Below are 25159 nucleotides of genomic sequence, written 5' to 3'. Positions count from 1 at the left end.
GTCGACCTTATTCTAAGTATGAAGGTTAATTGAACGTAAAAAAGGTTAAGAATTACATTTAGGAATGGGCATAGCGGCTAAAAGCATGGGACATGGGGCATTGGAGGCAGACCCTGGAAGGGGATTGGTAACAAATAACCAATAACAACTGTCAACTCTCAACTGTCAACTAACTTCTAATCGAGCTTTTCGCCGCTGAGAATAAATATGGGATTGACGGCGGCAAAGGTTTGACTGAGGCCGCGAGTCTCCAAGCGGTTGACGGCGGACTGGACTACTTCGATGTTGCGGACTTGTAACTCGGCGAAGCCTTCGGAAAGGGCGTAAAGATTTTCTAAATTCGAGGCTGTGGCGACCACTCTACCGTGGGGTTGCAAGTACCGCCAGACTTCTTGGAGAATGGCCTTAATGGGGCGACCTCCTTCGATGCAGACTCGGTGGGGGGGTTGGGGCAGGTTTTCCAGGCATTCCGGGGCACTGCCTTCTATGACTTCTACGTTGTCGAGCTCGAATCGATCGCAATTTCTGCGAATCAAGCTTGCTACTTCTTCGTCCCTTTCGACGGCAATAATCCGACCTTTGGGACACAGCAAACCTGTTTCTACGGCGATCGTACCAGTACCTGCACCGATGTCCCACACCACTGAATCTGCTTGCAGCCGCAGGTGGGAGATTAACAGCAGTCGGACTTCTCGCTTACTCATGGGAATTCCCGGTAAACGTTCAAATAAGTCATCCGGGATGCCTGGAGTGACGTAGGGCCAAAGCATAGTTATATTTTTGATTTTTGATTTTTGATTGAAGCAAGACGGCAGTTGGAACTCGTGGAAGAATTAGTAGAAATTCTGCCAATTTCCTCCAAGCCTTAATATTTACTGTCGCACAACCTTGAGAGTTTGGAGGTTTCTATCGCTACAACCTGTGATTTTGCCGCCGGCGGCAAGGACTTGTTGCAGGTAGTCAACGGCTGCTGGGGTAATGATTTCACCGGGCATCAGGACTGGTATTCCTGGGGGATAAGGACAGATGAGTTCGGCGCTGAGTCGATCGACTGCTTTGTCTGCGGGTACTGTTTCCGCTGGGAAAAAGAAGGCCTCGCGGGGGGAAAGGAGAGGGGGAGAGGGGGAGAGTGGGAGAGTGGGAGAGTGGGCCAATCTTCCATCGGACATCGGACTTCTTCTCTCGGACTTCTTCTTTCGGACTTCTTCCTTCTTCCTGACATCCGTTACATCCGTTACAGAATCCTTTGCCGAACTTCCTTCTTCCTTCTTCCTTCTTCCTTCTAAAAGAGTACAAGCTTTAACTAAATTGTCAATATCTAATTCTGTATTTCCCAAGCTGATAATAAATGTTAGATGTTGCGGCATTGGTAATTCTGCGGTGACGCCGAGTTGAGAGTGCAAAATTTCATCGGCGGCAAATCCTGTGATTCCTAAATCTGATACTTTTACGGTTAGTCGGGTGCGGTCTAATGCTGCAAAACCCGGTGTATTTAACGGTTCTAAAACTGATAATCCGGGAATTTGAATGATGCGCGATCGCGCTTTTTCTGCTAGCTGTAAAGTTTGCGCCATTAATTCTTTGCCGTGGAGTGCGATTTGTTGGCGGGCTGCGTCTAGGGATGCTAATAATAAGTAGCTGGGACTGGTAGATTGTACTAGCTGCAATGCTCTATTTAATTTTTGGATATCTATGCGATCGCCCTTGACGTGCAGCATCGATGCTTGTGTCATTGCACCGAGGGTTTTGTGGATTGATTGTACTGTTAAATCGGCGCCGGCTGATAGTGCTGGTTCTGGCAAGTTTGGATGAAAGTTAAAGTGCGCGCCGTGGGCTTCGTCTACTAATAACGGTATGTTGTATTGATGGGTAATTTGGGCGATCGCCCGCAAATCCCCGCAGACGCCGTGATAGGTTGGGTAAACTATCATTACTGCTTTGGCGTCGGGATGTTGTTCTAATGCTGCGGCTGTGGCTTCTGGGGTGATGCTGTTGGCAATATCCCAATCCGGGTTGTACTCGGGACTGACAAAAATTGGAATTGCACCGGATAAAATCAAACCTGAAATCGCCGAGGAGTGGATATTTCGAGGCAAGATAATTTTATCGCCGGGGCCGCAAGTTGCTAAGATGGCGGCGATAATTCCGCAAGTCGAACCGTTTGCCAAAAACCGAGTTGATTGGGCTCCAAATGCTGCGGCGGCTAAGCCTTGAGCTTCGGCAATTGCGCCTTCTGGATTAAAGAGATTATCTAATTCCGGCAATTCTGGCAAATCCGATCGAAATACTGTCGCACCGAATAGGTCAATTAGGGGTTGAGAGATTCCTTGTCCGCGTTTATGTCCGGGGGCATAAAATGGGGCGTGTGGCTGATTTGTGCGATCGCGCAAAGCATCTAATAGGGGAGTTTTTGTTTGAGAGTTTGCTGGTGACACGATTAATCTTGATTGCTGTATTTGATATCTAAGTAGAGCGGTAGGAAAAAACCATAATATCTTGTAGGGACTGGTTGAGCCAGTACCTATACTCTCAGGCAGTTTCTTGCTGTACTCACGCGCCCTCCCCATATAATGTTTATTTGTAACCACTTACTTTTATGCCAAAGGCATAATTTTATGCCCACTTAATAGTTAATAATAGGTATTTAGATAGATGTCTTAGTCACAATTTTAGTTTATTATTATAAATAAAACAATACCACAACTCAGTTATTTTTTTTATAAAAACTAGCTAGGAGTGGCGACCAAATGTTTTTGAAATATCTCTATTAGCGAGCAAAACACTAACATGATTTTTCCCAACCCTAGTCCATTTCCTGGCCCGCAGATTCCCAGTACCGAACCGGGGCTGCCGACTATACCCGCCTCGCCACCGGTGCCTGGCCCGGTACCCGAACCGATTCCCGGGATAGTACCGGAACCGGTACCTGCGCCAATTCCGCAGCCCATTCCCGAACCGGTGCCGGAAACTGTACCCTCTCCGATTCCTCAGACAGTGCCGGAGCCTATTCCTCAGACAATCCCTGAACCTGTGTAGATTATGTTTTAGTCGATCGCGAAATTTAAGATTGTTTGTGAGGTCGATCGCAAAAACCGGTTTCTCCCAAGTCCCCAATCATTTTGTTGAATATCAGACTTGAAAAAACTCGGTTTTTGCCTAAATTATCGATTAATTGAAGTTGAGCGCAGTCTCTTTACAAAGGTCAACAGAAGGCAAATCAGTGGATTTGCCGTCAGAGTATTCGGCCCTGACATCAAAAACACAGCCCGCCTCTGAGCCGCCGTAGTCAGCTTGATTCCACTCAAAATCTGCCTTTTCCCGATCGGCAATGGGGACCTCTAGCTCGTTTTCTCCCCAAGTATCCTTATCGGGAGGAGACATATAGACGGCTGTCATCGTCTTGCCACTGTTGTTAACCACCGAAATTTTGACAATCTGAGCGAAAACGCTAGCTGCTGTCAGCGCTAACAGGGGCAGTGACAGCCCCACAGCGATCGTTACTTTGCTTAACAACTTGTTAACCATTTAGCCATCTACCTCAAGTTCGATATTTATTCAAGCTTAGCTTTAGAACTTAGAAGGGACAAGTCAGATATATTGCTATTGCTTATGATATTTTGAAACAGTGATATGTTTCTAAATAGCTATGCTTACTGCCGGAATTGTCGGACTGCCTAATGTTGGCAAATCTACTTTGTTTAATGCTCTGGTTGCTAATGCCAAGGCGACTGCTGCTAATTTTCCTTTCTGTACGATCGAGCCAAATACGGGTATCGTGGCAGTGCCAGACGAACGGTTGAAGGTGCTGAGCAATATTTCCAATTCCGTGCAAACTGTGCCGACGCGGATGGAGTTTGTGGATATTGCGGGTTTGGTGAAGGGGGCGAGTCAGGGGGAAGGACTGGGAAATCAGTTTTTGTCTCACATTCGGGCGGTAGATGCGATCGTCCAGGTTGTCCGCTGTTTTGAGAATGACGATATCATTCACGTTGCGGGTTCTGTCGATCCGAGCCGAGATATTGACATTATCAATCTCGAATTAATTCTAGCAGATTTAGCTCAAATTGAACGCAGGCTCGAGCGCACTCGCAAGCTGGCCCGCAACAATAAAGAAGCTCAGGCAGAAGTGGATGTACTCGAAAAATTAGTCGAGGTTTTGAATGCGGGCAAACCGGCGCGGCAGTACAATTTCACAGATGAAGAAGCTGAATTAGTTAAAGGTTTGGAATTACTGACCAACAAACCAATTATCTATGCTGCTAACGTATCTGATGACGATTTAGCAACAGGAAATAGCTATGTCGAACAAGTGCGGGAAGTAGCAGCTAAAGAAAATGCTAAGGTTGTCATAGTTTCGGCGCAAGTTGAGTCAGAATTGGTGGAGTTATCTGAGGAAGAACGAACGGATTTCCTAGAATCTCTCGGGGTAAAAGAAGGGGGCTTGAAATCTCTGATTCGAGCTACTTACGAATTATTGGGCTTGCGGACTTATTTTACTAGCGGGCCAAAGGAAACGCGCGCTTGGACGATTATCGCGGGAATGTTAGCACCGCAAGCTGCAGGGGTGATTCACTCTGATTTTGAACGGGGTTTCATCCGGGCCGAAACAGTGAGTTATGAAGATTTGGTTGCTACGGGCGCGATGAATGCGGCTAAGGAAAAAGGCTTAGTTCGCAGTGAAGGAAAAGAGTATGTTGTACAAGAGGGGGATGTGCTGTTGTTCCGATTTAATGTTTAGCTTTTTTAAGGAGATTGGCACATGGATATCATTTCGCTGGTAATTGCTTGGCTGGTAACCTCGGTGAGCTTTTTTATTATTTCCAAGTTGCCCATCGGGGTGGACATTGACACTTTTGGAAAAGCGATGATTTCCGCGGCGGTTTTTGGATTGCTGAATGCTTTGGTGCGGCCGCTTTTTGTGGTTTTGGGTATTCCATTGCTGTTGATAACTTTTGGTTTGTGGATGATTGTTATCAACGCTGCTATCTTTGGATTGGCGGCTTGGCTAGTGGATGGATTCCGCTTGCGGTGGGGAATTTGGAGTGCTTTGCTGGGGGCGATCGCCCTCGGTTTTATTAACTCTCTTCTCTATCAGGTGTTGAGTACGCTACCTAATGTAAGGTAGAAAAAGGTAACGCACTGGGCGGAAGGAAGGGGCGGGTTTATTCATCCTGTTAGTTATCGCAAATATTTCAGGTGAAACCCCCCCCTACGGCAAATATTTTAGGTTTAATTCCCCCATATCAGGTATTTGTTTTTTGGTATTGGTTGAGTTATTAGCCTTCGCAGTAGTCGATAAATTGCTCTGGAACTAGGCGCAATTCGCCCGATCGAAAGCGATCGATCGGCATCCAAAGTGCGGTAAATACCCACTCTCCGTCTGCAAAGGCTAGACTCTCCAATTGATAAAATTTGGGATCGACAAATTCGCACTGATAGAGTTGTATTAGTTCGTGTCCGGCTTCGCCATTAAAAATAAAAAAATTTTCCAAACAAGCCAAATCTTTGATATTTGTTAACTCGGCTTGAATTTCTTCTTGAAACTCTCTTTGCAAAGCGTCCATGCTGTGTTCTCCGAATTCTATGCCACCGCCCAGAGCTCGGTAAAATGTGTCTTGTTTGACCGGATCTTCGCATTCTGACACGAAAATGCGATCGCCCGATCGAATTAACCCTAAAACTATTACGCGAATTATACCTTTTTGCATAATTAGTTATCAGTTATCAGTCATGACGCATCAACACCAAAACAAAAGAAACCGGGTTCCGACTTTGCCCAACCAGCAGGTTTTTTGCCGTTGATGCGGGCTGTAACGAAGTATGATGCAAAAAACCCGGTTAATGACTACCCGTGCGTAAGTTCTATATTACTCAGCAATCATCACTCATTATCGGTGTATCCGTGTCATCCGTGTGGGGCCAACGTTTAATTATCATCGCTGGCAAAACCCTCTCTCCTGCTTCTATTTTCAAGGGGCCAGTCTGTATTTTCCCCGCCAATAATGAGTTTTTCAATGGTTACGAATTCTTTGCTTAGTTGCTGGAAAACATTAATCAAAACATCGAGGCCAATTGCATCGCTCGTGCCCAAATCAAACCAGCAGCGAGCCCAAGAACCTTGATACTCCATTTCTCCCATATTGTGCATCAAAGCCATCATGCTTTGGTCTGCTAGATTAACATCGTAATTCATATCACTGATGTCTAATCCTTCATCTTGAACTTGCAAATTTTCCGCATTAAATCCTCCGAGTTTTCCCAAGAAAAACCAAGAGTCAAACACTTCTTCAACATACTGTTTTTCACCGTTTGAAGGCACGTTGCTGAACTTCAGCCAAATCCAGAGGTCAAAGGGGTTAAACTCGCGAAACTCTACTTGCATCAATTTTATCAAAGAAAGGGAATGGAATTGCAGGAATGGGATTGGGGGAGAGAGGAAAAGTGGGAGAGAGGGAGAGGGAGAATTTTTCTCCTGACTCCTGACTTCTGACTTTCCCTCTGACTCTTTTTAAAGTGGTGGTAAGGCTGCCGGCCCCCAGACTCCCTCTGCATCTCTAATTTTATCGCGCATGGGGTCGCAGGCGCGAGATTTGCTGTCGAGGCGGTTACGGGTTCTGCACTGCTGAAAAAAGATTTCGGCTACTAAACTGCGGGGCAGTTGATCTGGTTTTGCTAAGGCGGCGTCGAAGTTTTTTCCGGCTTCCTCAAGTAAGGTTTTGTTGCTGTCTTTCCCCTGGGATTGGGAAAACAAGATTTGTCCTTTTAGATAGAGAACTTCGGGATTGTTGGGCGTTTCTGCTAGGGACTTGTTGGCAAATTCTAAAGCGCGATCGTACTTTTTCAAGTCTCGATAGCCGACGGCCACGCCACGATAAGCTAAGTAGCGGGGAGAGGCTTTTTGTTCGAGTCTTTGAATTGCTTCGTTGGGGTTGGAAAAGGGTAGGTTTTTGGCTAGCATTAAGTCCATGTAGCCTTTGAGCAGGTTGAGTTCGGGGTCATTGGGAGCTATTTTGTCGGCGGCCTCTAGGTATTGAAATACTACTCGCAATTTACTCACAGCTTGGGGCGCGCCTTTTGCTGTTCCTTCTTTGGCTATAATGTTTGCCCCTTCTAGAAAGTGGCCTGCTGCTGTGTAAATGTTGCCGCGCAATGGATTAGTTTTGGTCAAATTTTCGCCGAGTTCGCGGGTTTTTTGGGCGTAGGAATTCATCGAGTTGAAGTCTTTTTCGATGTATGATAGCGAGGCGGCCATCGCATAGACTAGCGGTTCGTTTGGTTCGGCGGATAGTGCTTGTTGAACTTGAGTTTTTGCTTGTTTGTAGTTTCCTTGCTGAAACATTGTTTTGAAAGCGGTTTCGGTATTGGGCCCGATCGCCTGCGGGTTGCTTGTGCGAAAGGGATCGCCCGCTAATGCGGAGTTAATGCAGATGCTGAGGGCGATCGCGAGTGCGAAAGGGATCGCCCGCACTGTCTGTTTAGAACTTAACATTTGCTTGCCAAGCGATGCTAAAGGGGTTTTCGTCATCGTCAATTCTCTGAGTGGAATATACTGTAAACTAGAAACAAGAGAGTTAAATTCTCAAACTCTCGGGCCGCGACCCAAAAAAGAGTGAAATTTGCTTGATTTTTTGTGGTTTTTGAGGTATATTTTAATAATGGAAGTGTGACTTGTATAATATATTAAAGAACAGATTCCCATTATTAAAATATACCATGAAAAAACAGAAAAATCCAACAGCCATCCTGAAAAAAAAAGAAAATTTTTGTAAAGATTTATGTAAAATAATTGTGTGCGATCGGCCAAAGCTAGAAACAAATCGCTGAGGCTGGATAATTAATCCGTGTATCCTTGTCAAAATTCCTGTAGTGCCTTCCTTCTCCCCAATTACCAATTGCGTTAATGCTTTATCTAAAAAACTTAGTATATCATCCTACCGCCTGTCCGAATCCTATTCTGAAAAATATTAACTTAGAACTGCCCTCGCAGCAAATGGGGCTGATTGTGGGTCGCAGCGGTTCAGGCAAAAGTACGCTATTAGAAATATTAGCAGGCTTAGCAGAAAAAACTAGCGGCGACATCCGCTGGCGCGAACAGGAATTAACACCGGAACACTTGCAACAGTTAGGAGGTTTAGTGTTCCAGTTTCCAGAAAGGCATTTTTGCGGAGGCACAATTTTAGAAGAATTGCGGTTGGGACATCCTGAATTGGGACAAGAACAAATTAACTCAGCAATGGCAGAAGTGGGACTCGGACATTTGCCGCTGCGCGCTTCCCCCCACGCTTTGAGCGGCGGACAACAGCGGAGGGTAGCCCTGGCGGTGCAGCTAATTCGGCAGCCGCATTTGCTACTTTTGGACGAACCGACGGCGGGTTTGGATTGGTCGATGCGACGGCAGTTGGTAAGCTTGTTGAGTAAGTTGAAAAGTCACTGGACTTTGTTGATTGTTACTCACGATGCTAGCGATTTGTTGAGTGTAGCCGATAAGTTTTGGACTTTAGACCACGGGGATTTGCTGGAGGTCGATCGGGCTAAATTAGAAGCTAAGGAAACGAGTTGCGTTTGATTTTTATGGCGTTCCCCATGGTTTCCCGGCGAAGAGAATTCGCGTCTAGACAAACGAAGTCCGCCTAGGCGGACAGAAAGAAAAAAGTGAGAATAGAACTAGATGATAAATGAGATTAAAATGTCTGTGTTGCCCCAGATGAACGAGTTGTGGCAAAAAACGCTGAATTGGCAGCCGGATGAGTCGCAGCAACAACTATTTCAGCGACTTTATGAGTTAATTGTCGAGGGAAATCGCTCCTTGAATTTAACTCGAATTACTGAGCCGATGGAGTTTTGGGAAAAACATTTGTGGGATTCTCTGCGGGGAATTGCAAGACTGCTGCCCGCTAATCACAATTCGGCGGAAAATCCAGAATGGGCCGCCGAGTCGGTGCAGAAAGTTATTGATATTGGGACGGGTGGGGGTTTTCCGGGTCTGCCGATCGCGATCGCCCTGCCGCAACTATCAGTTACTTTGCTCGATTCTAGGCGCAAGAAAATTGATTTCTTGGAAACAGTTTTGCCGTCTTTAGGGATAGAAAATGCGGCGACTTTGTTGGGCAGAGCCGATGAAATTGCCCGAGTGCCACAGCACAAACAAGCTTATGATTTAGCAGTTCTCCGCGCAGTGGGAGCCGCTCCTCTCTGCGCTAAAGGCGCGCTGCCTCTGCTGAAAAATGGTGGTTTAGCTGTACTTTACCGTGGAAATTGGACAGTGGAGGAAGAAACGGAGTTGCAAAGGGCGATCGAGCATTTGGGCGGCACAGTTGAGTCAGTCGAAGCATTCACAACGCCAATGAGTCAGGGGGCGCGGCACTGCGTTTACTTGCGGAAAGTTGTACAGCAGTTCGAGCGTCCCGTGCGCTAGCTATAGCCGTTTTTCAATACTAACTATGCTTGCCAATAAGATTGCACTTGTGACAGGTAGCTCGAAAGGAATTGGTGCTGGCATCGCCCTTGAATTAGCCAAATCAGGTGCAGATATTTGTGTCAACTATTGCGATTCTCCAACATCTGCACTCGAAGTAGTCAACCAGATTCACTCACTCGGCCGTCGCGCTATCGCGATTCAAGCAGATGTCTCACAGCGCGACCAAGTGGAAAGGATGGTCGATACCTGCGAGCAAGAACTCGGTCAAATCGATATTCTAGTGACAAATGCGATCGCTAGCGTCCGAAACACTTTGCTAGAAACTAAATTTGAGGATTTACAGCGGACACTAGAAATAGGGGTATATGGTGTGTTTCACATCTGCCAAATAGTTGCCCGCCGTATGGTGGAAAGGAAGGCCCAAGGCTCGATTATCCATATCTCATCCCCGCACGCTCATTTTCCGTATAAGGGTGCGATTGACTACAACACGACCAAAGCAGCCTGTCATCACCTCGTTCTTTCGATGGCGAATGAACTGATGTGGCACAAAATTCGGGTTAACATCCTAGAGCCTGGGTGGACTGACACTCCGGGTGAGCGACGCTGGTACAGCGACGAATTGCTTGAGTCGTTCAGCAACCGAATGCCTCTTGGTCGGATGGGATTCCCGGAAGACTTAGGCAAAGCAGCAGTTTTCCTGGCATCTGATGCAGCTAGCTACATCACGGGCAGCGTGTTAAAGGTAGATGGTGGATTATACATTGAGGGCAGCCCGAGTTTGACAGCAGAATCAGAAAATAAGTAGGTAGGTAGGTGGAATTACACTGAACCATCTAACAGTATGGAAACACGGCTAAGTCAGCCACGCTTAAGGCTCAGGATATTTTACAATCGTTTACTTACTTAATTGCGTTTTACAGCGGCTACCTACTTAAAACCGAGTTTGTTGTTGGGCTGTCAGCGCTCAATCGCAACAACAAGCTTTTTTGAACTAAGCGCTAGCCTTTTCGTAGCGCTTGTTAATTTCCGCCCAATTAACAACATTCCACCAAGCTTTTAAGTAGTCGGCGCGAAGGTTTTGATATTTGAGATAATAAGCGTGTTCCCAAACATCGTTACCCATAATTGGATAGTTGCCATCTATCAAAGGAGTGTCTTGATTTGCCGTAGTTGTAATCTCCAGTTTGCCAGCTTTATTGCGGACTAGCCAAACCCAACCGCTGCCAAAACGCTTAGTGCCGGCATCATTAAATTTTGCTTTAAAATCGTCAACACTGCCGAAAGTTTGCTTAATTGCTGTTGCAATTGCCCCTGTGGGTTCGCCGCCGCCGTTGGGACCCATGATTTCCCAAAACATACTGTGATTTAGGTGTCCGCCGCCATTGTTACGCACGGTTGTGCGAATATCTTCCGGCACTTTGCTCAAATCTCGCAGCATATTTTCCGCACTCATATTTTTGAGTTGCGGGTATTTACTGACAGCATCGTTGAGGTTTTTAACGTAGGCGGCGTGGTGTTTGTCGTGGTGAAATTGCATTGTCCGCGCATCGATGTGCGGTTCTAAAGCATTGTATTCATAAGGCAGAGGCGGCAGTGTAAAAACTCCGGGAGTTTGAGCTATCTTTGGGGTTTCTGCAACTGGACTTGCTTGCGATACATTATTTCCTGATGCTTGGCAAGCACCTGCGGTAATAGCTCCGACGGTGGCAGTCACCAAATACAAGAAATCTCGGCGTTTAAGAGTCATAAAAAGTACCTAAGTGAATTATTAACTGTTTTATCTCAGATTAAAGCAAAATGGGAGTGAGTTAAGAAAAAAAGTGCTATCGCCCGAATGGATGAGACGGATGGGCGATGGTTGTGAGAGTTTCTCAAGTATAGGCTAATTGTGTGCGCGTAACTAACTCACGTGCTCCGGTTCACTAATCCGGTTTCTGTCTCGAAACCGGGTTTTTTTTGGATTATTCTTGGGACAAGCGCTGGATGGCTTCGCCTCCAAAAAGCCGATCGGCTGCTTGAAGAATACCGGGAATTTTAGCAGCGTGGGGACTGTGGGCTAGACAGCGGCGCAAGTCTAATTCATCGAGGCGATCGGCTTTTTGGCCGGGGAACCAGTGACTGGCATTACCTAAGAGGTTGTAGCGCATCTTGCAATAGTCGATCGTATCGTAAGCCTGCGCCAAATTCCACAGCCACAAAATCACATAAATATTAATACCTCCGGGAGTATTTTCTATAGTTGGTAAACCGACGTGCCAAGTTTTAAACCAATCTTCTCCTAATTTATTAATTGCGGCATCTTCCAACCTGGCTAATATCGGTGGCAAAATTTCATCAGCTCTATCTAACAATTCTACAGCTTTCATATGCTCGTTAAAATCTTCGGGTTTGGCTGCCCCTAAACTTAAAGTGTGTACTTGCGGATGCGACAAACAAAACAAATCATTAAACACCATCGGACTCAACGGATAGCACAAGTCTACCAATTTTTGCGGCGGCCTGTAAAGCTGACCGCCTTTGTCGGAAGGACTGATAATAAAAACGCCCAGATCGTGACGTTTAGCAGCTTCAATAGCCGGCCAATTACTTTGATTAATGTAGTACCAGTGCAAGTTAAGATAATCAAATTGATTAGTTTCAATTGTTTTGACAATCACATCCGTCGGGCCGTGGGTTGAGAAACCAATAAACCGAACTTTGCCTTCTGTTTGCAACTTTTTCGCCACATCCATGCAGCCGCCCGGACGCATTGACTCCTCTAGCAATTCCCACGTATTAATGCCGTGTAGTGACAGTAAATCGACGTATTCTAGTTGCAAATAAGCTAAGGATTTCTCAAATTCTTCGCGAAACTCTTGGGAGTTTGGTTTGGGATTAACTTTCGTTTGCACTATCAACTTTTCCCGGGGTAAATTCTGGAAAATCCACCCCAATTGCATCTCGGAAGTGCCGTAACCGCGAGCAGTTTCTATGTGATTGATGCCGCATTCAACCGAGTAGCGAATCGTCGCTTCTAGATTTTGTTGATTGTCGGGTGGAATTTCATTTGCTGGCACGTCTTGCCATTTGTACTGATATCTCATGCCACCGCAGGAAAAGACGGGCATGGATAATTCTGTGCGACCGAATCTGCGATATTGCATCATCATAATCAAAGTCAAAGCTATAGCAGAAAGAAGAAGGAAGTTCGGCAACGGATTCTGTAACGGATGTAACGGATGTCAGGAAGAAGGAAGTTCGGCAACGGATTCTGTAACGGATGTAACGGATGTAAAGGATGTCAGGAAGCAGGAAGATGTAACAACAATCCCAAGGGTTTCACTGATTAAGAACTTCTTAATAGTCTTGGCGATTGCTATAGGGTAAGAAACCTTGTTTTTGGTATTTTTGCGGGTTGTAAATCCCATATTGCAGCATCCTCCTGAACAGGCAAGATGCCTGTTCTACAAAGAGTTATTGCAGCATTCTCCTGAACAGGCAAGATGCCTGTTCCACAAAGAGTTATTGACCACCAGTGGGGCCGTTTGGACTATTTAGAAATCTCCCGTACTACTGGTTTGCCGTCTGTGATTTCGCCGACTAAAACTAAATCTGTACAGTCTACAAACAAACCATTTTCTAACACACCGGGAATGTTATTCAAGCTTTTTTCCATTTCTGCCGGGTTGGCAATGTCATCAAATTTGACATCAATTACCATATTACCTTGGTCGGTAATTACTGGCCCTGCTTTTTTCACACCCATGCGGAGTTCTGGTTTGCCGCCCAATTTTTCAATGGCGCGCATCACTGGTGTTAATGCCATCGGTATAACTTCGATAGGTACGCGAAAAGTCGAACCCAATTTATCTACGATTTTGGAACTGTCAACTACTACAATAAACTGAGTTGCGAGGTAATCGACTACTTTTTCGCGGGTATGGGCGGCGCCACCACCTTTAATTAAGTTGAGGTGGGGATCTACTTCATCAGCGCCGTCAATAGCCACATCAATTCTGTCAATTTCATCTAGTGTTGTCAGCGGTACTCCGTACTGTTTGGCTAACACTTCTGATTGAAAAGATGTCGGCACTCCCTTGATATCTTTGAGTTCACCTGATTTTATGCGATCGCCCAATGCTTGAATAGTATAAGCTGTAGTTGACCCGGTGCCGAGTCCGACAATCATACCAGATTGTACGCGATCGGCAGCAGCAAAGCCGACTTGCTGTTTCATCAATTTTACGGGATCTTGTTCTGTGGTCATTTTCGGTACTCCTCAATAGTTTTAAAATTATACCATTTAATGAAAATCGGATTTCTTGATACTTATACTTGGGATTACAACATTGAAACTCCTTACCGCGAACCTTTGGGCGGCACTCAGTCGGCTATTTGTTACTTAGCCGAGGCGTTGGCTGCACAGGGAAACGAGGTATTTTTGCTCAACAATACTTCTGAGCCGGGGATGTCGCGCGGCGTTGATTGCAGGCGGCGCGTGGGGGACAAATCTAATTTAGAATTGCTGCGATCGCTCGATTTTTTAGTTATAGTCAATATACTCGGAAAAGCGCTGGAAGTTAAGCCGCTTTTGGGGGAACAAACTCAATTAATTTTGTGGATTCATAACGAACCGGGCTTTGTATTCCTCGAAAATTTTAAAAATGAGCGAGAAATCAATGCTTGCGATGCCTTTGTATTTGTCAGCGACTGGCAGCGCGAGCAATTTCATCGGCGGTTTGGGATTGACTCCAATCGCAGTTGTGTTTTAAGAAATGCGATCGCACCTTGTTTTGCTAACATTTTCGCCGATAATATTTCTATCCTCTCTCATAAATCTCGACCGCCCATTCTAGCTTACACCAGCACTCCATTTCGCGGACTCGATATTTTGTTAAAAGTCTTTCCCGAAATTCGTCAAGCTGTCCCGGGAACCAGATTAAAAGTATTTTCAAGCATGAAAGTACACCAAATAGACGACAATGATAACAAGCTTTTTTTCGGTCAACTTTACCGCCAGTGTCAGGAAACAGAAGGCGTCGAGTACATCGGTTCCGTACCGCAACCCGAACTCGTCCGGCAACTGCGTTCAGTCGCGGTTTTAGCTTACCCGAATACCTATTTAGAAACCTCATCTATTGCCGTGATGGAGGCAATGGCGAGCGGTTGCCGGATTGTGACGAGTGAATTGGCAGCTTTGCCGGAAACAACTGCTGGATTTGCCCGTCTAGTTTCAATGTCAGGGGTGGAAAATTTTGCATCGATAACTAATTGGAAGCGGGCGGGTAAGCCAGATTGGGAGGGATATACAAGGCGGTTTTTAGAGGCGATAGTCGGAGTTTTAAATGAGGGCACGGGTGCGGGTGGCGCAACTGCTGAAAATCCTCTGAGACAGCAGGTAGAATATATAAATCGAGGGTGTACTTGGTCTGTGCGATCCCGAGAGTGGGTAGAATGGTTGAATATTATTAGTGTAAAAACTGTAAGAGTGGCAGAGCAAATGAGCGGGAATTCTTTAGTAGGTTTAGAGGCAGTGAGAGATTATTTTCAAAAGGGAAATTGGCTGAAAGATCGAGGTGATCTCGGTGGCGCCATCGAGAATTATCAGAAAGCTTTAGAGTTGAATCCAGGAGATGCGGAAGTTCATAAAAAGTTGGCAGAAGTTTATGTTGTGCAAGGAGAATTTGAAAAGGCGATCGCCTCTTGCAATCTCGCGATTAAATTCAAACCTGATTTTGCTGCCGCTTACTTGACAATGGGCAATGCCCAGCACGCTCAAGGCCAACTGGAAATGGCAATTCAAGCTTACTTGCAAGCTTTAGAAATTCAGCCAAAATTTGCCGAAGCTAGCGCGAATCTCGGCAGTATGTATTACAAGTTAGGGCAATTGGAACAGGCGGCAAATTATTATCAAAAAGCTCTCGCCATTAATCCTCAATTAAGCTCAGTTAATTTGATGCTGGGCAGCGTTTTGCAGCAGCAAGAAAAGTTAGATGCAGCCATTGCTTGCTATCAAAAAGTGCTGCAACAGCAACCGGGAGATGCCAGCGCTGCTGAGAAACTATCGAGTTTGCTCGCACAAAAAGAGCGGGAAACTACCGACAGCAATTTTATCGAATTAGAAACAGAATCAGGGGAATCGCAACCAGTATCTGTCAACAAAGATGAAGGCTACGGCTTGCAGCCTTCGAGCATCAATTTGCCGCCAGCGCCCACCACTGAGACTTTAAATACTCCCTTTACAAACCCCGCCGAACTTTCCGAACAAGTTACCTCGCTCAATGTTCCAGATAGCGGACAAGTTGCTAATTTTCAAGAAGTAGAACCCTACAAAAAACTCGCCGAAAACTTTTTAGTTCAAGGTAAAATTAAAGACGCGATCGCAGCGTGTCAGCAAGCGATAAAAATTCGACCGGATTTCATCCACGCTTACGTCACTTTAGGCAATGCTTTGCAAGCAGAAGGCAAAAATGAAGCTGCGATTCGATCGTATTCTCAAGCCCTAGAATTGCGGCCAAACTTTGCGGAAGTGCGCGCTAATATCGGCAGTATGTATTTCAAAATGGGGCGTTTGGAAGAAGCGATCGCCCATTACCAGCAAGCGATTGCCCTCAATCCAGATTTAGCGGGCGCTCACTGGAATTTAGGGAAAGTATATCAGAAACACGGCAACATCCAAGCAGCGATCGCCTGTTTTAAAAGAACATCCGAACTCAACCCGCAGCTAGTCGGTGCAGACTTCCACTTTAACTTAGGTAATCGACTTTTCAGCCAAGGAAAGCGCGACGAAGCCATCGAATGCTACGAAAAAGCGATCGCCATTAAACCGGATTGGGCCGAAGCTTACGGTAACATCGGTAGCGTGCGATCGCAACAAGGCAATCTCGACGCCGCCATCGCTTACTATCAGAAAGCTGTAGCTTTAAAGCCGCAATTAGAAGTTTTGCACTTCAATATAGCCAATTCTTTTTTACAGCAAAACAAGTACGACGAAGCAATTACTAATTACCGAAACACCCTGAAAATCAAGCCCGACTGGCCGGAAGTTCACGCTAACCTCGGCAGTTGTTTTTCCATGCAAGGGCGGCTGGAAGAAGCTTTAGCCAGCTATCAGCAAGCCCTGGCATTAAAACCGGATTGGGCAGAGGTTTACTGCCGGATGGGACACATTCAGAAACAAGATAAGCCGTTGGAGGCGATCGCCAATTTTGAAAAAGCGATTCAATGCAACCCCAAATATAGCGAAGCCTACCAACAATTGTGCGACTTGCTAAGCCATTCCACCAACCTCGCCGGAGCCCGCAGCGTAGCCGACAAATACTGCGAAAACTGCGGCGAAAATGCCCTAGTCATGTCAGCTACAGCCTACGTCTTTTCCTACCTGCAATCAGGTGTCAGCAAACAGGCTATTCAGAAACTCGAAGAAATCGAAAACCTTTGCTACGAAAAGATCGAAAGTTTTAGCGTAATGGAACTAAAACTCCTCTACGAAATCTTCTTGTTTGCAGTTTCTCACCTGCGAGACAATCGCGAAAAAAATGCCAGTTTCTACAGACTCATTGCCAAAGAATACTACCAAAAAGCCGTTCCGCAGCGCCAGCAAGTTAACAGAAGCAACCTAGCCCATTACCAAACAAAAGAACAGCGTCATTTAAAAATCGGCTTCCTTTCCAAACACTTCCGCCGCCACTCGGTAGGCTGGTGCAGCGAAGCTTTAATTCGGGAATTAAGCCACATCACCCCCCACGTTCACCTTTACGTCACCGGCAAACTCCACCGAGATGAAGTTACGCAGCGGTTTGAAGAAATGGCTGGCAAGTTTTACTGGCCTAAAAAATATCCAAACGGCTTTGCTGATGGCGGTGAAATCTTCGCCGAAGTAGCGCAAGACAACTTGGATGTTTTGATAGACTTAGACTCTATGACAGTGCCAACAAATGTCGAAGTGCTGTATCAATATCCTGCGGGGATTTGCGTGTCTTGGCTGGGATTCGACGCCCCCTACATTTCAGATAATCACTACTTTCTCTGCGACGAACACACTCACCCCCCTGGTGTGGAAAAAAATTACTTAGAACAGTTAGTAAGATTGCCTGTTTGTTCGGTAGCAATTGGCACACTGCAAAGCATTCCTGTGAATCGAGAGGCGATTAGAAATGCTCTCGGAATTGGCTTGGATCAAATGACTTATCTGTGCGTTGCGCCAGGGCGAAAAACCAATCCCGAAATGGTACGAGCTCAAGTTACAATTCTTAAAGAAGTACCAGATAGTGTGTTAATCCGTAAAGGTCAAGGCGACCCGGATGTTATTCACAGCACTTACCGCCAAGAATGCGAAATTCAAGGAGTAGATTTTGGTCGGATTAAGTTTATAGGGCAAACCAGAAGTGAAGAAGAACACCGCGCTATTTATTATGTAGCCGACGTGCTTTTAGATTCCTATCCTTACAACGGCGGGACTCACAATTTAGAGGCTTTGTGGGCGAATTTGCCAGTGGTAACTCGTTCCGGCGACCAATATCTTTCGCGCATGGGTTACGCTTTTCTGAAAAGTGCAAATCTTGATGTTGGTGCGGCGTGGACTTGGGAGGAATACACGCAGTGGGGAGTTAAGTTTGGCCGCGATGCTGGTTTCAGAAATGCGGTGAAAGAGCATTTAGTAAAATCTAAACAGCCAGAACATCTCGCACCTTTGTGGAATCCTAAAAAGTTGGCTCAGGATATGTATGAGGTGTTTCAAAAACTGTTAGCTAAATAGGTGGGGCATTGGGCATTGGGCATTGGGCATTGGGCATTGGGCATTGGCATAGCAATCCCTCATCATTTGTGAACTCCTTTCTTACTCTCTTCTCTTCCTCTGTGCCCTCTGCGCCCTCTGCGGTTCAATAAAAAAAGAGATATCAGGTAGAGAAAAGCGATTTCTGAATATTTTTACCCAACGCCCAGTAAAGTTTTGTAAAAAAATCCGTGGAAATGCGTAAAAATTCCGCGCCGAGTCTGATAGATAAATAGCTGATTCATAGTACGGCGATCGCACTAACTTTATGCCAGTTAGGGCGATCGCTTTTTTTGTGGTGCAAGTTTGAAAAAAGAATGCAACTGTAGACAAGCTCCAAACGACCAGCTTCATCAGTCATTCCCAATTCTAAAATCTAAAATCTAAAATCTAAAATAACCTGACTACTGACTAATCACTAATCGCCACTCGATCGCGCCCGCCCGACTTAGCTCCATAAAGCGCCTTATCAGCAGCTTCAATCAGCATTTTCGGCGAGTTTTGACCTTCAGAAATCGTCGCCACCCCCATGCTGAGAGTCACGCAATCGCTGACAACAGACTTAATGTGGGGAATTGTTAAGGCTTTGACGCGGCTGCGGATTCCCTCAGCAACAGCCTGTGCAGCCACGATATCCGTATTTGGCAAAATTACCGCAAATTCCTCGCCGCCGTACCTAGCAGCCAAATAGAGGCGTTCTGGGGGTGCGTTCGTGCAAGCATCTCCGATCGCCCGCGCCACTTGCTGCAAACAAGCATCCCCGGCTTGATGGCCGTAATTGTCGTTGTAAAGTTTAAAACAGTCAATGTCGCACATAATCAAAGATAGCGGTTCCAAAGAGCTCGACTGCTCCCATTCTCGGTTGATCACCTCGTCAAAACGGCGGCGGTTAGCTAGTTGAGTCAGACTGTCCAAATTCGCCAACCCGTCCAGTCGCTGGTTCGCAGCAGCTAGCTGCTGGTAAAGTAAAGATTGTTCGATCGCGATCGCCACTTGAGTACCCAACTGACTCAGCAAATCCACGTCAAACTGCTGCCACTGGCGGGGTGCCGAACAGTGGTGGGCAATCAGCAAACCCCACAACTTCGGCACTTGACAAGAACCGTTACCTTCCCTAGGTTCTATTCCCTGCTGGACAATCGGCACCACCAAATTTGCCTTCACCTGACAAGTCTCCAAAAAATTAACGTGACACTCGCTCAAATTAGAAGTGTTAATATCCTCTATGGCGCGAATGCGGCCCTTTAAATACTGTCCGATGTAAGTAGTGGCAAAACAGCAATCCTCAATTCCCATCCCCTTCAGTGGCATCCATCCTTCTCCAACCGACTCCACCACCACATCTCCGTTCCAGTCTGGTCGGAAGCGGAAAACCAGGACGCGATCGGTTGCCAAAAACTCCCGCACTTCCGCTACTGTAGTGTTGAGAATATCTTGGAGATCCAGAGAAGAGCGGATGCGCGATTGAATCTGTGCGATCAAGCGTTCCCGTTCTATTTGTTGTCGCAGCGCGACTTGGGCTTGCTTACTTTGAGTAATGTCCCGACCTTCGGGCAGCAACAATACTATTTTGCCCGTTTCATCCGCGACTGGTTTGAGAGAAAAATCAACAGTTGCCGTCCGATTTATACCTTGAACTTCCACTTCATAGCGGACAAATTCACCTTTTGCCGATCGAGAAATTGCCTCTTGCAACTGTTCCTGAACTTCCTCAGAATCTCCCCACCAAGGCAACAGCCAAAACGGTTTATTAGCCACATCCCGCAGCTTAATTCCCGCGAAATCCAGAGAAGTTTGGTTAGCTTCCAGCAGAGTGCCGTCCGGTTTCAACAAGCTCACAAATTGGAAAGAAGAATCAAAAATTGCCCGGAAGCGCCTTTGAGAATCTCCCAACATTGCCGTCACCTTTTCGCGAGAGGTAATATCGCGGAAGCGCCACACCCTGCCAATAATATTTTGTCCGACTCGAATTGGCTGCGTGTAGCGCTCAAAAGTGCGCCCGTCTTTAAATTCTAGAATATCGCAACCTTCCGACTCGGCATCGCTATAAAATTCTTTAACTCTCTGCAAAAAAGCTTTCGGATCTTTAACTTGCTTAGTGAGAAATGCCAGCCGCACCGTTCTATCCATTGAGTTTCTAACTTCTTCATAAATTCCCCACATTTGAACTAACTTTTCGTTATAACTAATCATTTCTCCGGCGGTAGTAACCGCGAGAATGCCGTCGGCTGTTGCTTCTAAGGTAGCGTGCAGCAGAGAGCGCGATCGCTCTAATTCTGCTGCGGTCAATTTGCGTTCCGTGAGGTCTCGGACTGCTTTCACCTGTACTAAACGACCTTCCCACAATACGAATTTGCTGCGAACGTCAGCAGGAAAAGCACTTCCATCTCGCCTGAGAAAAATAGTTTCACAGACTGTATTGCTGGCTGCAGAAATCATTTGTGGCGCCTGTTTGTATGATTTCGGCGACAGTAGTTCCAGCAAGCTCATTCCCGCCATTTCCGCAGGTTCGTAACCAAAAAGTTCGGCAAAATTACTGCTGACACTCAAAATTGTGTCGCGGTCAGCCACGGCAACTGCTTCAAAATAAGCTTCGCATTCGAGCAACCGCGCTGCTGAGTGGCTGCTGCCATTTTCCCCCGAGGAGGAGCTGTTGTTAATTAACTGTTGCAGTTGCGTATTTGCCGAGTACAAAGCGGTCATGGCTTGCCTGTACATAGCAGTACGTTTCTCGACTTTTTCTGCGAGGCGATCGCGATATTCTCGCAGTTCTTTTTCGACTCTAATTAAATCAGTAATATCTACTGCAAACACGATTACGCCAGCGACTTTACCTGTTTCATCCCGGTAAGGTATTTTATCTGTCCGCACCCAGCATTTTTGACCGGAGGCTGTGGGTAGCAATTCGACTTGGCCCTGTTTGGGAAGGCCAGAATGGATTACTTCCAAATCTTCTAAATAATATTGCTCTGCTTCGTCTGGATAGATTTCATAAAAAGATTTACCTTCTAATTGAGCTGCGGGCACACCTCTCGATGCAGCGGCGGCTTGATTAATTCGCAGCAGACGACTTTCGGTATCTTTGAGCCAAATCATCGCCGGCACGGAATCAAAAATAATTTGCTGTTCTTGTTGCTGCAGGCGCAGTTCTGCTTCTGCTTGTTTTCTTTTAATTATTTCTTGTTGCAGCTTTTGGTTAGCTTTTTTGAGTTCAGCCGTGCGTCTTTCTACTCTTTCCTCTAGTTGATCGTAGTATTTTGTCAGCAAATTTTGCTGCTGTTCGTGCCGCAGTGCTTCTAATTTTAACTTTTCGCTAGCTGACAAACTTGAGGATACAAAATCTGCTAATATTTGGGTAAATTCGTGTTCTTCTTCCGTCCAATCCCCGTCGGAACCCTGCCGTTCGGCGCTGACTATTCCCGCCATTTGACCTGCTAGCACAATCGGTACGTTTAACAGGGAAGTCGTGCCCTGATCGAGCAAATAAAGACCGACAAGTTCTCGCGTTCTCGGGTCATTTTCTGCTGCCACAGTAGCGATCGCACTGGCAGATTTTAAAGCTTGAAAATATGCCGGACAGTCGGATGCTGTGATGATTATTTGTACGGAATGGAGTTTAGTATTTTGTTCGTAAAGGTCGATGCAGTGAAGCTGCGTTTTGTCTTCGCCATACAGCCAAATACTAGCTCGATCGCAGTTGACAATACTGACAGCCGTTTCTGTTACTTCGCGGATGAAGTCTTCTATATTGTTGCGTTCTTTAAGTTGACTTTTGGCTAATTTTGCGATCGCTAAAGTTGGACTGCGCCAATTTGCTCTCGGGTTGAGCGACGTGGGTGACTGCGAAGCAGCCTTAATTTCTTCGCAAACTAACAGTACAGCCGGCCGTTGGAAATTGGCAATGGAACGACCATTAGTATTTTCCTCTATTTTCCAATCTACCGCCGGCATTGGGCGGGCGGTTGCTTTTACCCTAATAATCCTGCCGTCTTTGCAAGTCAAGCAGCCTTCCCAACAGGCTATTTTTGGAGTTGGCGTACCGTTTTCCGGCTGGGTCAATCCGGCAAATTCTGCCTGCATTTTGCCCTGCTCTTGGCAGTAAAATATGTTAAAAATTGAATGACAAATTAATTCCTGCGATTTGTAGGCAAGGCGAGACGCGCCGAATTGATTGAGCGAAAAAACTCTTCCCAAAGCGTCTAGAACGAAGTAAATGCCCGGAAAATTCTCATAGAGAGTTCCATACCAATCTTGTTCGACTTGGTGGCTGCACGAAAGTTTTGCTGTCGCGAACTCGCCGTCGGTGTCGAGCAAGTGAGAATAGTTGGTTTCGGGGTTGCTTGAATGACTTTTTTTAGCAAACACTTTTAGCTTAACTCGACTGTAATTAATTTTACTTTCTGGAATTTAACTTTTTTGTGAAACTAAATTAAACCTGTTGTTTGAAAAAAGTTACAAGTTGTAACAAAAATACCACTTGTCCAGCCTCCTGGTTTTCGCTTCCCCATCCAACCACTGTGTTTGTTTCTAGTTGGTACACGGTCTGCAGACGATATTTCCCGCTAGTTGCAATGCCAGCAGGTTTAGCTGCAATTACCCAGTCTGTACTTTTAGCATCCTAGACAATAAAAAAAATCGATAATCAATGGTTTTAAGTATATATGATAACACTCAAATACCTAGTATTGGAACTGACCTACTTCGGATTCGGTTTGGGATATTTGCCGGGGCGGCGGATGAACCGGGCGGCGGCTGCAATTATCGGGTCAGCTTTTGCGGTGGGTTTGGGAATACTCGGCCTGAAAACTGCTTGGGAGGCGATCGACCCCAATACCAGCGTTTTGTGTTGGGAATGACGATCGTGAATACAGTTAATTTGACAGCTTAATAAATATTTGCAATAATTAAGTTAAGTAAATCTTATAATGCCCAATCGCTCACGGGCTTTAGTCCTAGAGTTTATACTTAATCTTGTCCAGCAAACGCTAAGGAGGTAAGGAAGAGTGAGTACCCAACCCGCTGCGAAACCCAGACTTAATTCTGCGTTCAAACAACTGATGTCTCTACACTGGGCTATGTCAGCTTGCTATTTAGTGGTGTTTATTACCGGTACTTCTATGGCTCGATTGCCAGGAGAATTGTTTATTCGAGGCCCCCTTTACGATTTTCACAAATCCGTAGGAGTGCTGACAATGGCTTTACTGACTTGGCGGATTTTAACTCTGCTGCGGGTATGGTGGAAAAAATATACTAAACGCCTGCCAAAGTTTACAAAGGAATGGTACAAAAATTTTGCTCTGCACGCAACTTTGTACGTTTTTATGTGGCTAGTTCCGGTTGCTGGTTTCTTGCTTTCTAACTCTTACAAAAGTAACAATGTGAAATTTTTCGGAATTGTTTTGCCGGATATGTTTCCGCAGAATTCCGCAATGGTTGATCTGGGAAGGAGTTTGCATTTTTGGCTTGGGTACACGTTTTTAGCGTTCGTAATTTTGCATATTATAGATCAGAAGAAAGTTGTGAGGGCTAATTGGCGCCGGTTGGCAAATTTTGTTCGCACTAAGTTCGCAAAGTCCCAAAAGGTTGGATAAATTTGCGATGAGGTACTATATCTCAATTGGTATTGATAAATTTACTGCAAAACTGGCTATTTTCCACGGCGATATTTAGCGCTAGTTGCAATGCCAGCAGGTTTAGCTGCAATTACCCGGTCTGTACTTTTAGCATCCCAGACAATGGAAAAAAGCGGCAATCAAGGATTTTAAGTATATATGATAACACTCAAATACCTAGTATTGGGACTGACCTACTTGGGATTCGGTTTGGGATATTTGCCGGGGCTGCGGATGAACCGGGCGGCGGTTGCAATTGTCGGGTCAGGTTTTGCGGTGGCTTTGGGAATACTTAACCTCAAAACTGCTTGGGAGGCGATCGACCCAAATACGATCGTTTTTTTGCTGGGAATGATGGTCGTTAATTCGGCTTTGGGAGCATCGGGTTTTTTTCAACTCGCTTTGGAGTTTTTAACTCGCTTTACTCGTTCTCCTTTCGGCATTATGGTGGCAGTTACTTTTGGCAGCGGCATTTTATCGGCATTTTTTCTCAATGACACTACTGCTATTTTGCTGGCCCCTTTAACGCTGAGTCTGACTCGCTCTTTGTCTCTCAATCCTATCCCTTATCTTTTAGCTTTAGCCGGAGGTACTAATTTAGGTTCAGTGGCGACTGTGAGTGGCAACCCGCAAAATATTCTCGTCGGTTCTTTTTCGGGAATTAGTTATGTGGAATTTGCCCGGTCTCTGACACCAGTAGCTTTAATTTGTTTGCTGGTTCAAGTAGCTTGGCTATACTTGCTTTATCCAGAAGTGCGTTCTTGCAAATCTTTGCCGCAGGTTACTCAAGTCAGGTATCGATTGTTCAAGCCTTTACTAGCAAAAAGTTTGTGGGTGACAGCAGGACTTTTAGTAGCTTTTTTGGCGGGAGCACCTTTAGCAGAATCTGCCTGGATAGCTGCCAGTATATTGTTAATTACTAGGCGCGTCAAGTCCGATCGCATTTTGCAAGGCGTGGACTGGAATTTGCTAGTAATGTTTGCGGGATTGTTTGTGGTGACTAAAGCAACTCAACAACTGGGTTTGTTGGACAATTTAACTACTTTGACTAATACGCCACTGAGTTTGTTGGGAGTAACGGTAATTCTTTCTAACTTAATTTCTAACGTACCCGCGGTGTTAGTTCTGCAATCGGTGATTGTCAAAACAGATACACAAGCTTGGCTGTTGTTGGCGGCGGGTTCTACTCTGGCGGGGAATTTAACTTTGTTGGGTTCTGTGGCTAATTTGATTGTAGCTGAAGTTGCTGCACGGAAATCAGGCGATCGGCTGACTTTTAAAGAACATTTGCGGTTCGGGCTGCCGCTGACTTTCGTTACTTTGGCAATCGCTTATTTTTGGCTGTACTAAAAGGCTATAATCATTGCAGTA

Annotated in this window: 21 protein-coding genes; 11 read left to right on the top strand and 10 right to left on the bottom strand. The window is 45.7% G+C overall.

Translation table 11 applies throughout. The features are described 5' to 3' along the window. Window positions 1-176 precede the first annotated feature (176 nt). Window positions 177-770 (bottom strand): precorrin-6Y C5,15-methyltransferase subunit CbiT, encoded by a 594-nt coding sequence (gene cbiT / locus QUA47_RS05350; RefSeq protein WP_190659397.1) that lies wholly within the window; start codon window positions 768-770, stop codon window positions 177-179. Between the two features lie 102 nt (window positions 771-872). Then, window positions 873-2435, bottom strand: a complete 1563-nt coding sequence (locus QUA47_RS05345; protein ID WP_333429970.1) for an aminotransferase class I/II-fold pyridoxal phosphate-dependent enzyme — start codon at window positions 2433-2435, stop codon at window positions 873-875. Between the two features lie 352 nt (window positions 2436-2787). On the opposite strand from QUA47_RS05345, the gene QUA47_RS05340 reads away from it, so the two are divergent. Continuing rightward, on the top strand, window positions 2788-3036 hold the full coding sequence (locus tag QUA47_RS05340; protein ID WP_006633102.1) for a hypothetical protein: 249 nt from the start codon (window positions 2788-2790) through the stop codon (window positions 3034-3036). A gap of 132 nt (window positions 3037-3168) precedes the next feature. Here the strand turns inward: QUA47_RS05340 and QUA47_RS05335 are convergent, their stop codons facing one another. Continuing rightward, the gene (locus QUA47_RS05335; RefSeq protein WP_333429969.1) at window positions 3169-3525 is read right to left on the bottom strand and encodes a hypothetical protein; all 357 of its coding nucleotides are present in this window, start codon (window positions 3523-3525) and stop codon (window positions 3169-3171) included. Window positions 3526-3646: 121 nt separating this feature from the next. Here QUA47_RS05335 and ychF point away from each other — a divergent pair, with 121 nt between their 5' ends. Further along, complete coding sequence (gene ychF / locus QUA47_RS05330) at window positions 3647-4738, top strand: redox-regulated ATPase YchF (protein ID WP_333429968.1); 1092 nt, start codon at window positions 3647-3649, stop codon at window positions 4736-4738. A gap of 21 nt (window positions 4739-4759) precedes the next feature. Next, window positions 4760-5125, top strand: coding sequence for a phage holin family protein (locus QUA47_RS05325; protein WP_333138702.1), 366 nt, complete (start codon window positions 4760-4762; stop codon window positions 5123-5125). 151 nt (window positions 5126-5276) lie between these two features. On the opposite strand, the gene QUA47_RS05320 is transcribed toward QUA47_RS05325, so the two are convergent. The 3 genes from QUA47_RS05320 to QUA47_RS05310 form a co-directional block, all read right to left on the bottom strand. Beyond that, on the bottom strand, window positions 5277-5708 hold the full coding sequence (locus QUA47_RS05320; RefSeq protein ID WP_333429967.1) for an NUDIX domain-containing protein: 432 nt from the start codon (window positions 5706-5708) through the stop codon (window positions 5277-5279). Window positions 5709-5926: 218 nt separating this feature from the next. Beyond that, complete coding sequence (locus tag QUA47_RS05315) at window positions 5927-6382, bottom strand: DUF3531 family protein (RefSeq protein ID WP_333429966.1); 456 nt, start codon at window positions 6380-6382, stop codon at window positions 5927-5929. 126 nt (window positions 6383-6508) lie between these two features. Beyond that, the gene (locus tag QUA47_RS05310) at window positions 6509-7525 is read right to left on the bottom strand and encodes a Sll0314/Alr1548 family TPR repeat-containing protein (RefSeq protein ID WP_333429965.1); all 1017 of its coding nucleotides are present in this window, start codon (window positions 7523-7525) and stop codon (window positions 6509-6511) included. Between the two features lie 375 nt (window positions 7526-7900). Between QUA47_RS05310 and QUA47_RS05305 the strand changes: the two genes are divergently transcribed. From QUA47_RS05305 to QUA47_RS05295, 3 genes are all read left to right on the top strand, one after another. Beyond that, window positions 7901-8566, top strand: coding sequence for an ABC transporter ATP-binding protein (locus tag QUA47_RS05305; RefSeq protein ID WP_006633111.1), 666 nt, complete (start codon window positions 7901-7903; stop codon window positions 8564-8566). 120 nt (window positions 8567-8686) lie between these two features. Then, complete coding sequence (gene rsmG / locus QUA47_RS05300) at window positions 8687-9415, top strand: 16S rRNA (guanine(527)-N(7))-methyltransferase RsmG (RefSeq protein ID WP_333429964.1); 729 nt, start codon at window positions 8687-8689, stop codon at window positions 9413-9415. Window positions 9416-9440: 25 nt separating this feature from the next. Continuing rightward, entirely contained in the window at window positions 9441-10226 is a 786-nt protein-coding gene (locus tag QUA47_RS05295; RefSeq protein ID WP_333429963.1) for a glucose 1-dehydrogenase, read from the top strand. A gap of 186 nt (window positions 10227-10412) precedes the next feature. Here the strand turns inward: QUA47_RS05295 and QUA47_RS05290 are convergent, their stop codons facing one another. Both QUA47_RS05290 and QUA47_RS05285 read right to left on the bottom strand, forming a co-directional pair. Further along, window positions 10413-11168, bottom strand: coding sequence for a Fe-Mn family superoxide dismutase (locus tag QUA47_RS05290; RefSeq protein ID WP_333429962.1), 756 nt, complete (start codon window positions 11166-11168; stop codon window positions 10413-10415). A 214-nt stretch (window positions 11169-11382) separates the two neighbouring features. Then, complete coding sequence (locus QUA47_RS05285; protein WP_445302484.1) at window positions 11383-12567, bottom strand: aldo/keto reductase; 1185 nt, start codon at window positions 12565-12567, stop codon at window positions 11383-11385. On the opposite strand from QUA47_RS05285, the gene QUA47_RS05280 reads away from it, so the two are divergent. Continuing rightward, entirely contained in the window at window positions 12527-12787 is a 261-nt protein-coding gene (locus QUA47_RS05280) for a hypothetical protein (protein WP_333429961.1), read from the top strand. The genes QUA47_RS05285 and QUA47_RS05280 overlap by 41 nt on opposite strands. A 163-nt stretch (window positions 12788-12950) precedes the next feature. Here the strand turns inward: QUA47_RS05280 and rpiA are convergent, their stop codons facing one another. Next, the gene (gene rpiA / locus QUA47_RS05275; protein ID WP_333429960.1) at window positions 12951-13667 is read right to left on the bottom strand and encodes a ribose-5-phosphate isomerase RpiA; all 717 of its coding nucleotides are present in this window, start codon (window positions 13665-13667) and stop codon (window positions 12951-12953) included. Between the two features lie 39 nt (window positions 13668-13706). Between rpiA and QUA47_RS05270 the strand changes: the two genes are divergently transcribed. After that, window positions 13707-18158, top strand: coding sequence for a tetratricopeptide repeat protein (locus tag QUA47_RS05270; RefSeq protein WP_333429959.1), 4452 nt, complete (start codon window positions 13707-13709; stop codon window positions 18156-18158). 429 nt (window positions 18159-18587) lie between these two features. On the opposite strand, the gene QUA47_RS05265 is transcribed toward QUA47_RS05270, so the two are convergent. Then, window positions 18588-22541 (bottom strand): PAS domain S-box protein, encoded by a 3954-nt coding sequence (locus tag QUA47_RS05265; protein WP_333429958.1) that lies wholly within the window; start codon window positions 22539-22541, stop codon window positions 18588-18590. 296 nt (window positions 22542-22837) lie between these two features. On the opposite strand from QUA47_RS05265, the gene QUA47_RS05260 reads away from it, so the two are divergent. The 3 genes from QUA47_RS05260 to QUA47_RS05250 all read left to right on the top strand — a co-directional run bounded on the left by QUA47_RS05260 (window position 22838) and on the right by QUA47_RS05250 (window position 25138). After that, the gene (locus tag QUA47_RS05260; protein WP_333429957.1) at window positions 22838-23032 is read left to right on the top strand and encodes a hypothetical protein; all 195 of its coding nucleotides are present in this window, start codon (window positions 22838-22840) and stop codon (window positions 23030-23032) included. 147 nt (window positions 23033-23179) lie between these two features. After that, on the top strand, window positions 23180-23767 hold the full coding sequence (locus QUA47_RS05255; RefSeq protein ID WP_333429956.1) for a cytochrome b: 588 nt from the start codon (window positions 23180-23182) through the stop codon (window positions 23765-23767). Between the two features lie 180 nt (window positions 23768-23947). Beyond that, entirely contained in the window at window positions 23948-25138 is a 1191-nt protein-coding gene (locus QUA47_RS05250; RefSeq protein WP_333429955.1) for an anion transporter, read from the top strand. Window positions 25139-25159: the final 21 nt, after the last annotated feature.

This window comes from Microcoleus sp. MON2_D5, assembly GCF_036701905.1.
Lineage (GTDB): Bacteria > Cyanobacteriota > Cyanobacteriia > Cyanobacteriales > Microcoleaceae > Microcoleus.
This window is presented reverse-complemented; position numbering and strand designations above follow the sequence as displayed.